This window comes from Acinetobacter haemolyticus (assembly GCF_900406815.1).
Classification (GTDB): Bacteria; Pseudomonadota; Gammaproteobacteria; order Pseudomonadales; family Moraxellaceae; genus Acinetobacter; species Acinetobacter haemolyticus_A.
Window position 1 is genome coordinate 1 of the sequence record NZ_OVCN01000025.1, and the last position, 12151, is coordinate 12151.

At 38.2% G+C, this 12151-nt stretch carries 11 protein-coding genes, 1 tRNA gene and 1 pseudogene; 5 read left to right on the forward strand and 8 right to left on the reverse strand.

All coding sequences use genetic code 11. The annotated features are described in order from the left end of the window. Positions 1-446 precede the first annotated feature (446 nt). The 3 genes from DK207_RS14605 to DK207_RS14615 all read right to left on the reverse strand — a co-directional run bounded on the left by DK207_RS14605 (position 447) and on the right by DK207_RS14615 (position 3492). Positions 447-1484 (reverse strand): fatty acid desaturase family protein, encoded by a 1038-nt coding sequence (locus DK207_RS14605; RefSeq protein WP_109441818.1) that lies wholly within the window; start codon positions 1482-1484, stop codon positions 447-449. A gap of 222 nt (positions 1485-1706) precedes the next feature. After that, positions 1707-2591: an SDR family oxidoreductase gene (locus DK207_RS14610; protein ID WP_109441819.1), complete on the reverse strand. Its 885-nt coding sequence runs from the start codon at positions 2589-2591 to the stop codon at positions 1707-1709. A gap of 31 nt (positions 2592-2622) precedes the next feature. Next, positions 2623-3492, reverse strand: coding sequence for a PaaX family transcriptional regulator (locus DK207_RS14615; RefSeq protein ID WP_109441820.1), 870 nt, complete (start codon positions 3490-3492; stop codon positions 2623-2625). 504 nt (positions 3493-3996) lie between these two features. Between DK207_RS14615 and DK207_RS14620 the strand changes: the two genes are divergently transcribed. Next, positions 3997-4929: an IS5 family transposase gene (locus tag DK207_RS14620; RefSeq protein ID WP_109441821.1), complete on the forward strand. Its 933-nt coding sequence runs from the start codon at positions 3997-3999 to the stop codon at positions 4927-4929. 41 nt (positions 4930-4970) lie between these two features. After that, positions 4971-5333: pseudogene (locus tag DK207_RS16050) on the forward strand (site-specific integrase); the annotation flags it as partial. A 16-nt stretch (positions 5334-5349) separates the two neighbouring features. On the opposite strand, the gene DK207_RS14630 reads toward DK207_RS16050, so the two are convergent. Continuing rightward, positions 5350-5439: transfer RNA gene (locus tag DK207_RS14630), tRNA-Ser, on the reverse strand. A gap of 96 nt (positions 5440-5535) precedes the next feature. Next, entirely contained in the window at positions 5536-6024 is a 489-nt protein-coding gene (gene greB, locus DK207_RS14635; RefSeq protein ID WP_109441822.1) for a transcription elongation factor GreB, read from the reverse strand. A 374-nt stretch (positions 6025-6398) separates the two neighbouring features. Here greB and DK207_RS14640 point away from each other — a divergent pair, with 374 nt between their 5' ends. Further along, positions 6399-7508 carry a transglycosylase SLT domain-containing protein gene (locus tag DK207_RS14640; protein WP_109441823.1) on the forward strand — a complete coding sequence of 370 codons (1110 nt, stop codon included), beginning with the start codon at positions 6399-6401 and terminating at the stop codon, positions 7506-7508. Between the two features lie 44 nt (positions 7509-7552). On the opposite strand, the gene DK207_RS14645 is transcribed toward DK207_RS14640, so the two are convergent. Continuing rightward, positions 7553-7936, reverse strand: a complete 384-nt coding sequence (locus DK207_RS14645; protein WP_004640249.1) for an SCP2 sterol-binding domain-containing protein — start codon at positions 7934-7936, stop codon at positions 7553-7555. Positions 7937-8133: 197 nt separating this feature from the next. After that, positions 8134-9039, reverse strand: coding sequence for a tRNA 2-thiocytidine(32) synthetase TtcA (ttcA, locus tag DK207_RS14650; protein WP_109441824.1), 906 nt, complete (start codon positions 9037-9039; stop codon positions 8134-8136). A gap of 496 nt (positions 9040-9535) precedes the next feature. Between ttcA and DK207_RS14655 the strand changes: the two genes are divergently transcribed. Next, positions 9536-10399 (forward strand): lytic transglycosylase domain-containing protein, encoded by an 864-nt coding sequence (locus DK207_RS14655; RefSeq protein WP_109441825.1) that lies wholly within the window; start codon positions 9536-9538, stop codon positions 10397-10399. A 217-nt stretch (positions 10400-10616) separates the two neighbouring features. After that, positions 10617-11522 carry a protease HtpX gene (htpX, locus tag DK207_RS14660; RefSeq protein ID WP_109441826.1) on the forward strand — a complete coding sequence of 302 codons (906 nt, stop codon included), beginning with the start codon at positions 10617-10619 and terminating at the stop codon, positions 11520-11522. A 45-nt stretch (positions 11523-11567) separates the two neighbouring features. Here htpX and DK207_RS14665 read toward each other — a convergent pair whose 3' ends face one another. Continuing rightward, a complete protein-coding gene (locus DK207_RS14665) occupies positions 11568-12143 on the reverse strand; it encodes a DUF4112 domain-containing protein (RefSeq protein ID WP_109441827.1) in 576 nt (191 codons plus the stop codon). Positions 12144-12151 lie beyond the last annotated feature (8 nt).

The following is a 12151-nucleotide window of genomic DNA, read 5'->3' on the forward strand; positions in this document are numbered from 1 at the left end:
GTTCTTTTTTATTTAATTGATTAATAAAGAGAATAAATAAAAATAAGTTATAAATAGCGACTCACTCATAAGTCGCTACAATAAAGAAGAGCCGCTTTTTAACATGAGGTTTATCGTGAAAAATCTAAAAGCTTAAGGGCTAACTGAGCATAATTTCTACAATTCCATCAGTATTGGTTAACACCTTATAATTTTTCCCTCAAATTACGGTATTGTTTTGGAGTCTGATCAGTCCAACGTTTTGCCGCTAATTTATTTAAATCATATTAACATTGCTCAGGTGCCAAACGGGCTGCCAAATAGTCCCCACCAGTTGGAACGTACGGCAAAAGACGCCATTTCTTCATGATTTAAAAAAATCACTGATACATATTTGTTTTTGTGACATATTCTGCGCCTGCTGATTAGGATTCATCTTAAATTCCTTTTCCCAAAGTCTTTAAAAATTACTGTTCCTGAATAGTGACTTTGGCTTCTTCAAGATATTCAACTTTCTCAGGCGCAATTTGACCTTGTGACAAAATATCGATCACTTGAAAATAAGTAGGTGGCTCAGGCGCAAATCCTCTTTCACGTAACATTTGATGCATTTTAGGTAATTTAAAATAAGGTACCGCTGCCATTAAGTGATGTTCCATATGGAAGTTCACACGAATCGGTGCAACAAAGGTACGCGCAATCCAACCCGCTTGGGTTGTGCGAGTATTGGTCAGTGCTGAATTGCTGGTTTCCATACCGGCATGTTCTGCCATAGAGCGAATACGAATAAAAAGAGGAAATGCAGTGAGGTAAGCTAATGGCCAAAGTAAGTATAATTTAGGATGTCCAGCCGCCCATAGAACACCGAACATAGCCCCGTTGGCAACTATTGCCTTACTTGAGTTCTTAAAAAACTTAGCGGGGTAGTCATACCATTTACGGCCTTCTCTCGGTAGCCAAGTCACATCATTCGCAACTGTCCATTTCATCACCTCGGCATCCATCAAAATCCGACCTATGGTGAATTTCAACCCAGTAATACCTGTCAAATCACGAATAAATTTACGTGTTATTGATTGTTTAGTCGTTGGAAAACCTGCAACCAAAGACATATCTGGATCTTCTGGGGATGATGTTTTGGCATGATGGCGCATGTGATGAGCGCGATATTTATGCACATCATTCCAAATAGGACGAGCACATAACCAATCCACCAAATTGTCATTCATCCATTTAGTTTTGAACAAACTGTTATGTGATGCATCATGCATCAAAATCGCTAATGCCAGTTGACGACCAGCTAAGATAGCAATCGCGGCTATACAAATGAGTAATTTTCCCCACCATGGTAAATAACTCCAAGATAGCGCCACCCCGGCAAAAGTGGCTCCAATCACAGCCCAAGTAGAACCCACCGCCCAAAATCCATGTTTGTCTGATGGTTGAGTAAGTTCTTTTATCTCTTCACGACTAAATAGATCAGTCACACTCACACGCGTATTCATCTTTGTTCTCCTAGCGAGATTCTGAAGAATCAAATTAATTTCATAATTTAAACTTTATTATATAAAAAGAAATATTTCCATTATTTTTTTAAATTAATTTTTTAAGTAATATTAGAAATCTACTAAGAAGATATTAATCAAATTCTTAGTGGGCTTTTCTAACGAGCTAAATTGTTCTATAGAAAAATGGAGTGAGCGACATTTAACATTTTTGGAGAAAATTTATACTTTTTCTTGATTCATTTCTTTAATTACATTCGGCACCCCATCACGGTGGAAAGCTTCAAAGGGTTTTGAATTGTCGTGATCAATGAGGGGGAAAAATGGTGAAACTAAAGAAGCGCCTCCATCAATTCTGACGTTTACTCCAGTGATGAAAGAAGCCGCTGGCGATAATAAAAAGCACATTACGGCAGAAATTTCAGATTCAGTTGCCATTCTTTTAAGAGGAATTTTTGAAGCAACCATAGGAATCATGGCTTTCATTCCATCCTTATAAGAATCCAGACCTGAAGCAATTACCCAACCAGGCGCTACGGCGTTGACTCGTACACCTGCTCTAGCCCATTCTAAGGCTGAGGTTTTAGTCAAATTGTCAATGCCTGCTCGAGCTGCTCCTGAGTGCCCCATTGAAGGTAAACCACTCCACATATCAATGGTCATATTGACAATACTACCGCCTGTTTTTGACATACTCTGATTAAAGACCTCTTTCATCATCAGAAATGTCCCCAAAAGATTGTTACGAACCACACTATCGAATGCATTCGCTGACATAGTTTCTAAAAACGCTGGAAATTGCCCGCCTGCATTATTGACTAGGCCATCAATCTTGCCGAATTCTTTTATAATCGATGCAACTGTGTGTTTGACGACCTCTTCATCACGGTTATCACATACGCGATAGGCTGCTTTACCGCCATCTTCAATAATCTCTTGTTGCACACGCTGAAGTTTTTCTTCTGTCCGACCTGTAATAATGACTTGTGCACCAAGAGAAGCTAACTCATGAGCCGTACATCGCCCTATACCAGAGCCACCTCCAGTAACAATCACTGTATGATTTTTAAATATTTCTTTTGATAAAGCTGACTGATATAACGACATATCAATATTCCTTTTCGATTAGGTTATTCAATTAACTAAGAATTCTTGTTGGAAGATTACTTACAGTTGGAAACTCTAGACTTGATAAATTCGATGCTGAGGTCCCCAATGTTAGTTCATGGAGTTGCCGCCATAATAATTGCCCTACTTCATCTAGTTTTTTTACATCACAGGCAAATTGATTTCTGGCTTCTACATTGACAAAAGTTTCTGGTAACAAGGGGTCGTTCATTAATAAAGAAATCGTTTGACGACCTAATAACAAAGATTCACGCGCAGCATCTTCAAGTCCCAATGCAGGTAATCGAGTCAGCCAATGCTGAATGATGTAGCTATATTTCTCATAATTTTTGTTGAGTGTTTCCGTAGACCAGAGTTCTTTAATCTTCGATTCTGTGATTTGATCAAATGAGCTGACGTAACACATTTTAGCTTCTGACTCTAAACCTATAGATTTCATCTGTGTCAAAATTTCTTCGAGAGACAAAACCAAATTATCTGGTCGAACAAAAACGCCTAGCTCTAATTCTCGAAATCCAAAGTGTTTAAGCGCGCGCTCTCTTCTCTTTAATGCTGTACGATCTACTCGACCCAGCATTCCTGTAAAAACGCATAGATAATGTTGATTCCATGGTTTCGTTTCTTTTAAACCCTTAGTACTTCGATTTAACATCACGTTCGCCCACTCATGGGATTGATCGCTTAATTGATAAACCCCTCTTTCGGCAGTCACAATGACACCTTCGCTCGCCAATCTTGTTACAGCTACCCGAACTCCATTTTCACTCAGACCAAACAATTTGGCAGCAAGAATCATTTCTTTGATCGAAATGACCTTTCCTTCCGCAGCCATGAGAAGATCCGTAATTAAGGTACGTGCATTGATTTTTTGTGTGGTCATATTTTTTTTCAAAGGTGAAAAATCATATATTCAAAAGATAAAGCGCTTTTAAACCTAGAAGATAGGTTAGCACAAATATTACAAATTTAAAATTTAATAAAAAAACAGAAATAAAAACTACACTGTAGGATAGATAAGTTATTTGTCGCCTCGTCCCTATTACTTCAATTCAAACCCTGCCGATTCTCTTATTGCTTTATTTGGCGAAAATCATTAATCATAAAGTCTTGATAATAAAAAAAGAGAGTATCTACTCTCTTTTATCTTTGAGTTATCCTGGATGCAATCCAAGCATTGATCTCTATAGCTAACCATTTAGGGATCAGACTTATCTCGTTTTAATCCTGCTATGACGACTATCCTGTCTGGTCCCCCCTGAAAATTTATGTTTTTAAAATAGCATTTTGAATAAATAATCCTATCTCATCTAAAGCATCTTCGGATTTACGTGGCTTTGTTGCACAAAGCTATTCTTGAAGGCTTCTTCAGCAATATAATTTCCAGATGAAGAAGCCTGTCCCTAAAATCTACCGTACAACCAATTGGTCCTCGTATAACCAAGCTTTAATCAAGCGAGGAAATATTTCAATCTGGTTTGATCCCAAGACCCAATGGTATGCACAGCCACAAGATAAGCACGGACGAAATCAAACTTATTCCGATACAGCGATTCAATGTTGTTTAATGATCAAATCTCTATTCCGTCTTTCTTTACGTATGGTCACTGGCTTTGCTCAAAGCCTGATTAAACTCTGTGGTTTGAATTGGACAGCACCAGATTACTCCACCCTCTGTAGACGACAAAAGCATATTGATATTGCGATAAGCTATCAGAAAAGTCGTGATGGGTTACACCTACTCGTCGACTCTACAGGGCTAAAATTTTTAGGTGAAGGCGAATGGAAGCGTAAGAAACATCAGCCTGAATATCGTCGCCAATGGCGCAAACTTCATATTGGTATAGATGCTAAGACCCTTCAAATACGAGCAGTTCAGCTCACAACAAACAATGTGAGTGATTCACAGGTGCTTGGTGATTTGCTTGATCAAATTCCGTTGGATGAACGAATTGATTCAGTCTATACAGATGGTGCTTATGACACAAAGCACTGCCGACAAGTCATTTTAGATCGAGATGCACATGCAGTCATTCCACCTAGGAAGAATGCAAAGCCTTGGAAAGATAAGAAATTGAGATCTTTAGAGAGGAATGAATTATTAAAAACAGTCAAACGGCTAGGTAGATCAATTTGGAAAAAATGGTCTGGTTATCATCGTCGAAGTTTAGTGGAAACCAAAATGCATTGCATCAAATTATTAGGCGATAAATTAACAGCAAGGAGTTTTCCTAGTCAGGTGAATGAGATTCATGCACGTGTAGCAGTTTTGAATAAATTCAAAGAATTAGGTCGACCTCGTACCCAAGTTGTCACTTGAATTTAGCTCAATTAGGGTAGTATTGTCTTTCAAACCTTTGTGCAACAAAGCCACTCAGATTACTAACCTACCTCAAATATGAGCACGTATTTATCTGTGATGAGACAGGTAAGGAATTTACTACACAAAAATCATTAAGTGAGAAGTTTGTAGCTGCACTGAAAGCAAATGGCATACGCTATCGCCCTGCCTATAATAATACTCGTCATACATATGCGACTGTATGCTTAATGAATGGACTCAATCCAGTTTATGTGGCTTCACAGCTAGGGCATAGTTTGGTGATGCTAATGATGCGTTATGCAAAGTGGATTAATTCAGATAAGAACAAAGAAGAGATTGCTAAAATTTCGAATAGTGCCAAAATTGTGTCAAATAAAAAGGGAATCAAACTATGTATTTGATTCCCTTTAAGATATTTGGCGGAAGCGGTGAGATTCGAACTCACGGAGGACTCACACCCTCGTCGGTTTTCAAGACCGGTGCATTAAACCGCTCTGCCACGCTTCCAATGGCGGCTATCATATAAATAAAAGTGCAAGTTGGCAAATCTTTTATTCAAATTTACATACTGAATGCTCAAAATAAACTCAACAAGCTGAATTTTTATGGATTTTCTTTTTTCTCATAGCGAATTGAGTTGATATACCAAACTTTTTTCCCTAAAGGCGTATGTACTTCGACTTCATCATCAACTTGTTTGCTTAATAATGCACGCGCCATGGGAGACTCAATCGAAATATGTTGAGGATGATGATCATAAATCTCATCAACACCAACGATTCTCAAAGTCTTTTGTTCTCCTTCTTCATTTTCGATCTCAACCCAAGCACCAAAGTAAACTTTCCCTTCTTGCTCAGGCACATAATCTATAATTTTCAATTCTTCTAGGCGTTTACCCAGATAACGTACTCTTCGATCAATTTTCCTTAGCAATTGCTTATTGTATTGGTAATCTGCATTTTCAGAACGATCACCTAAGCTCGCAGCCCAGTTCACCTTTTTAGTGATTTCAGGTCGTTCATCATGCCAAAGTTTCTTTAATTCAGCGACCAAGAGATCATGGCCAGTACGGGTAATTAAGTTTGATTTCATAAATAGCAAACACGCGAAGATAACAATCCGTTTACAAGTTTTTGCATTGTATTCCTTATTTCAACATCACTAAAGTGTATAAATTTTATTCTTTTTTAAATCATGTGTTTGTGATGGATTTATCATTCTTTTTTTGCTCAAAATTTGACAATCTGTTTTTGGACGCTTATTATGCGCCCCTAAGTTAATTTTTTGTTTATTTTTTATACACTTTGTGAATGATGTGTAACATCTGCATCATTTTCCCGATCAACCCAATGTCATTTTGAATGACGTCATGACTTGCCCACCCTTATTGAATTTATCAACTTTTAAAAGTTAAGGCAGTATTTTGCTGAACTTTTAGGGCATAAATTACCTGTAGCGGAGACAACATGCACAGTAATTCAAGTTCTGGGTCTAGGCTTAGCCTTAACTCTTTATCTTCCAAACTCCCATTTCAGGCTTTAGCATTAGGTATTGTAATTATCCCTTTTAATAGCTTAAGCGCAGAAAAATCGCACCAATACAACACTGTTGTAGCAAAAAATGTTTTAACTGTGGTTGCTGTAGAAAATCCAACCATCGTATTTAAAGAAGATCAATTCTTACATGGCTTTGGTTACGATCTTGCTCGTAACTATGCACAAAGCTTAAATGTAAAACTTGATTTTAAAACGGTTCCAGACAATGCCACTGCATTGAAGTGGATCGCACAAGGCAAAGCCAATTTCGCCATGACGACTTCCACAATTGCAGATATTGAAAAGAAACAATTAGTTTCGTTTTCAGCAAGTTGTGGTGATCAAGCAAGTTTGACAAATAATGGTTTAAATCCGCAACTCAACTGGGTGTTTAAACAAGCCGATGATCCTTTGACACTTACCGCCAGTGGTTTTGTATGTCAAAGCAAGCAACTGGGTACGACGCAGCAACTTGCATCTTTTTATAATCGTAATGTTGTTAAACCAGAATCATGGTCTACTATTCAAAAAGATTTGAATCAGCGTTTACCTATTTATAAGGCAAGTTTCAAACAAAGTGCATCTAAATACAATTTAGACTGGCATCTATTGGCTGCTATTGGTTATCAGGAATCTTATCTAAAACCGACCTCTGTTTCACCAACAGGTGTACGTGGGATTATGATGCTCACCAATAACACAGCTAGAGCCATGGGTGTTACCAATCGCACTGACCCCGTACAGAGCATTCAAGGTGGCGCCAAGTATTATGACTTGATGCTGGATCAGTTTGCCCATGTTCCTTATCCAGATCGCAATTGGTATGCTCTTGTGGCATATAATATGGGTCCTGGTGCAGTCGGACAAATCCAGAAGCGCATCCAAGCTCAAGGAAAAGATCCAAATCAGTGGGTAAACTTATATGATTATTTACAGCGCAACCAAGCTCGAAATGGTCGTTATAAGCAAGCTGTGCAATATGTAAAACGCATCCGTACTTATTTAGAACATATCAAGACAAGTAACATGATCAATGTCTAAAGAAAAAAAAAGCTTACCTCGGTAAGCTTTTTTTAAATTAATACTTAAGCTGTTTGCTCAAGTACTCTTTTAAATAAATCTTTTTGTTCTTGGCTTGGCTTCGCTGTTTGTAATGCCATCAATTGAGACATATCACCTTGAACTTTAATTTTACCTGTCATGAATGCTTGCATAGCAGCAGCCATGTCAAATTCCAAGAATACTTTACGTAAAGTCTCAGCATCCATATTTAAAGTTGTTTTAGCATTTGAAGATAAACCCTTTTGGATTTTACCAGCATCAAGAGCTAGCTCAGTATTACCAGCTGCATCTGTTACAACTAAGTTAATCGCTAAATTCGCAAGCGCTGGTGGTAAGTTTAAATCACCTGCTTCAGCAGTAAGTTTATCGACTGTTGCAAACCAATCATCAGTTAAAAATGCAGCCATGATTATTCCTCAAATGTATTTGTTCAATTTCTTGTGTTATCTATCCAGACAACATCACATGAAGCAATTTGCTCATGCAGTGTTATAGCACGTATATTTTATTTTAGGCTATGAATTTTTGTACAGAGGATTCAATTTTTAAAAAAATTATAAAGAAAAGGCACTTAACAAAGTGCCTTTTAAAAATTTTTTACATTTTAGTCTGCTGCAAAACTTAGATTGACCACGTCGAGACGATTTTTCAGTTCCTCTGGATCCTTCATGTCGAACTCTCGCTGTCCATCTAATGCCTCAAAATCGAATAATTCACGATCAGCCAATTGTGATGGCGACACATTCTGTAAAGCACCAAAAATACTGTGTAAACGTTTCGGGTATTGTTTATCCCATTCACGCAACATATCGTTGATTATTGCGCGTTGCAGGTTTTCTTGAGAACCACACAAATTACAAGGGATAATTGGAAACTTACGCATTTCTGCATATTTGATAATATCTTTTTCTTCAACATACGCTAAAGGACGAATTAAGATATTCTTCTTATCCGATGAAAGAAGCTTAGGCGGCATTGCCTTTAAACTTCCTCCGTGGAATAAATTCAAGAAGAAGGTCGCCATGATATCATCACGATGGTGACCTAATGCCACCTTAGTCGCGCCAATCTCTTGGGCAAAACCATACAATGAACCACGACGCAAACGTGAACAAACCGCACAATAAGTCTTGCCTTCAGGGGTTAATCGCTTGGTAATGGTATAAGTGTCTTTTTCCAAAATGTAATACGGAATATTATTTTCTTCCATATAACGCGGTAAAACATCTTCTGGGAAACCAGGTTGTTTTTGGTCAAGATTGACTGCAACAATATCAAAATTAATCGGTGCAATACGTTTAAACTGCAACAAAATATCTAACAAGGTATAGCTGTCTTTACCACCAGACACACACACCATGACCTTATCGCCATCTTCGATCATTTTATAATCACGAATTGCATGCCCCACTTGGCGACGCAGCTTTTTCAACAGGCGATAATAGGCCGAACTGGTTGGAAGCTCAGGCTTGAAATTAAATCCTTGGTTGGACTCCACTGGCGCGTACATAGACGTGATTAACTCATAAACAAAAACACTGCGAGATTTTATCCGAATTCGAAAAAAACCGCACCAAAAGAATTTTTCATTTTTCTTTCTATCGTCATATTCAGATTTCATACTGGTAAAATTGTGATCAAAAAATGATGAAATTGTCTGGATTGCTTATATTTCAAACTTTTCCACAGTTTTCCACAAAAACTGTGGATAAAATTGTGGATTTCTTAGCTATTGACAAACTGTTTTAATCAGATAATAAGGCTTTTGATTAAATTGATCATTTTTTAACCACTTATTTTAATTATTTTTTATCAATGACTTACATAAGTCAATACTTCGTTTTTAAAAAAAATTTAATTTTTTTTTTGATGAACATTCGAACAAAATGACTTGATTTTTTGTTAGACAGTAAAATTAAAAAAATTGTATCAAAACTTCATTTTTAGCATTTTTTTGTTACACTGCGCTAAGGAATTATAGCTCATCCATTGTGAATATTATAACGATGAACAAAATAACGTATTTGATGGCCTTCTGTTTGGGGACAATTGGTTTTTTTTCTAACTCTGCATCATCACATGCAGGGCAAACCATTTATCAATTTAAAGACAACAACGGTACTACGCTGCTCACGAATAAGAAAAAAGCGGAATACAGTCATTTAAAAGTGGTTAAAGCGACTTATTATCCTGACAGCAATATTCATACTTATAGTAACTGGGGTAAGACTGAGGCCTCTGTTCTGCCTAGTTATAACCGCAATCGAAATGCTTTTGATCACCTCATTAAACAAGCTGCCCAACAACACGGCGTCTCTGAAGGGTTAATTAAAGCTGTGATGCATACTGAGTCTGGATTCAATGTTCGTGCCCGTTCCCCTGTGGGTGCTCAGGGCTTAATGCAATTAATGCCAGCCACTGCTCGACGTTTCAATGTCAATGATGCTTATGATCCTCAACAAAATATTTTTGCAGGTGCACGTTATTTAAGTTGGTTGCTTAAACGTTTTAACGGTAACACCGAACTTGCTCTGGCGGGCTATAATGCAGGTGAAGGTAATGTCGATAAATATGGTGGCATTCCACCTTTTCGTGAAACACAAGATTATGTACGTCGGGTAACCAGTCGTTATCAAAACTTGTATGCCTCAGGACTAGGTAGTGTTTCGTCGAATAATGAGCTTATGGCGCAAGCTGTCAGCTATTCAAATGCTGACTTACCAAGTAACCTGTCTACCAGCAGCACTGCGCCAAAGCAGTATAATCGCCAAATCATTACACTAGCAGACGGCACTTTTACGGATGCACCTACAGGTACTTATTCAACTGCAAATGCGACTGCATCGGCACATATACGATTGAGTGATTAAGCTGTACATTAAAACAACGATACCATTTCATAATATGTGCTTATTTACAGCATAAAATTTATTTTAAGTTATTGTTTCTGCTTTCATTCATTGTTTTATGATCGAAATACAATTCCATCCATTTTTTTCTTGAATTTTTGGGGTTCAACCTGCATATTATGGGAATGATTTATATTTATAAATCAGATCACTTTTTCTTTATAAGAGGGTTTTCTCAATGATGCGGATTGGTTTGTTCTTGCTAACCAACCTCGCGGTACTGGTTGTAGCTGGCATTATTTTGTCACTCTTCGGTGTCGGTAGTTACCGTAGTGCGGGTGGCTTAAATCTAGGCAACCTATTAGTCTTCTGTTTTGTCTTTGGTATGGTGGGATCGTTTATTTCCCTCTTCATGTCAAAGTGGATGGCTAAAAAAACCACTGGGACTGAATTAATCGACCCGAATGCACCTCGTAATCAGGCTGAAGCGTGGTTGTTGCAAGAAGTTTCTCAATTATCTCAACGTGCAGGTATTAAAATGCCTGAAGTGGGGATCTTCCCATCTTATCAATCAAATGCGTTTGCAACTGGTTGGAATAAAAATGACGCACTAGTAGCTGTTTCTACAGGTCTATTAGAACGCATGAACAAAGATGAACTTCGTGCAGTACTTGCACACGAAATCGGACACGTCGCGAATGGCGATATGGTTACACTGGCCTTGATTCAAGGTGTCGTCAACGCCTTTGTTATGTTCTTTGCACGTGTCGCAGGTGACTTTATCGACCGGAATTTCTTTGGCCGTGAAGATGGTGAAGCACCTGGTCTTGCTTATTTTGCCATTACCATCGTATTAGATATTGTATTTGGTATTTTAGCGTCCACAATCGTGATGTGGTTCTCTCGTCAACGTGAATATCGTGCTGATGAAGCGGGTGCTCGTTTGGCAGGCAAAGATGCCATGATTTCTGCACTACTTCGCTTACAAGCTGAGACAGAAATGCCAGATCAAATGCCAAAAGAAATGAAAGCATTTGCAATTACGGAAGGTAAGGAGCAAGGCTTTAGCTTAGCGGCTTTATTCCAAACTCACCCAAGTATTGAGCAACGTGTTGCTGCGCTCAGACAATTGAATGTTCATTAAATCAAACAGTTTCAAAACAAAGCCTCCAATATGGAGGCTTTGTTTTTAAAAAGATTGATACCATTGCCATAGAAAGCTAAATCCAGCCCACACAGCCATAACCAATAAAAGAAGAATTGCAATGCCCAATAAATCAGGTATCCGCAACCATATCCAACTCACAATGGGATTACGCCAAAATGCTGAAGTTTTTTGCTTTTGTTCTAAGGCTTCATGCAAAAAAGGATGGACTACATGGATATCACTACGTACTTGATATTCCTCACGGATATGATCATGTACAATATCTAGAGTCTTTCGACTTGGGCGAATAAACACGTCAAAGATCGTGCCGACAATGGGTACAAAGCCAACCAGCATATCCAAAATTGCCAGTTTTACCACCCCATTCAGCTTATGTTGAGGAACACCCACCTCTCTCGCTTTTTTAAACGCATACAGCGTTAAAATAAATCCTGCAACATCTCCTGCCAAGGGTATGGTGCTCAGTGCCGCATCAGCACCGATACCTTGTTTAGTGAATGGAATACGCACCAAGCTATCCATGCTATTGGCAAATTTTGCTAAATCACGCTCTACTGCAATCGCCTGCTGTTGTGTTAATTTTTTTTGTGAGGTCATTCAGTCAA

What these genes read in the sequence shown, in the direction of transcription:
- DK207_RS14605 (WP_109441818.1), bottom strand. Translation starts at nt 1,484, where the DNA reads ATGAATACGCGTGTGAGTGTGACTGATCTATTTAGTCGTGAAGAGATA.
- DK207_RS14610 (WP_109441819.1), bottom strand. Translation starts at nt 2,591, where the DNA reads ATGTCGTTATATCAGTCAGCTTTATCAAAAGAAATATTTAAAAATCAT.
- DK207_RS14615 (WP_109441820.1), bottom strand. Translation starts at nt 3,492, where the DNA reads ATGACCACACAAAAAATCAATGCACGTACCTTAATTACGGATCTTCTC.
- DK207_RS14620 (WP_109441821.1), top strand. Translation starts at nt 3,997, where the DNA reads ATGAAGAAGCCTGTCCCTAAAATCTACCGTACAACCAATTGGTCCTCG.
- greB (WP_109441822.1), bottom strand. Translation starts at nt 6,024, where the DNA reads ATGAAATCAAACTTAATTACCCGTACTGGCCATGATCTCTTGGTCGCT.
- DK207_RS14640 (WP_109441823.1), top strand. Translation starts at nt 6,399, where the DNA reads ATGCACAGTAATTCAAGTTCTGGGTCTAGGCTTAGCCTTAACTCTTTA.
- DK207_RS14645 (WP_004640249.1), bottom strand. Translation starts at nt 7,936, where the DNA reads ATGGCTGCATTTTTAACTGATGATTGGTTTGCAACAGTCGATAAACTT.
- ttcA (WP_109441824.1), bottom strand. Translation starts at nt 9,039, where the DNA reads ATGTACGCGCCAGTGGAGTCCAACCAAGGATTTAATTTCAAGCCTGAG.
- DK207_RS14655 (WP_109441825.1), top strand. Translation starts at nt 9,536, where the DNA reads ATGAACAAAATAACGTATTTGATGGCCTTCTGTTTGGGGACAATTGGT.
- htpX (WP_109441826.1), top strand. Translation starts at nt 10,617, where the DNA reads ATGATGCGGATTGGTTTGTTCTTGCTAACCAACCTCGCGGTACTGGTT.
- DK207_RS14665 (WP_109441827.1), bottom strand. Translation starts at nt 12,143, where the DNA reads ATGACCTCACAAAAAAAATTAACACAACAGCAGGCGATTGCAGTAGAG.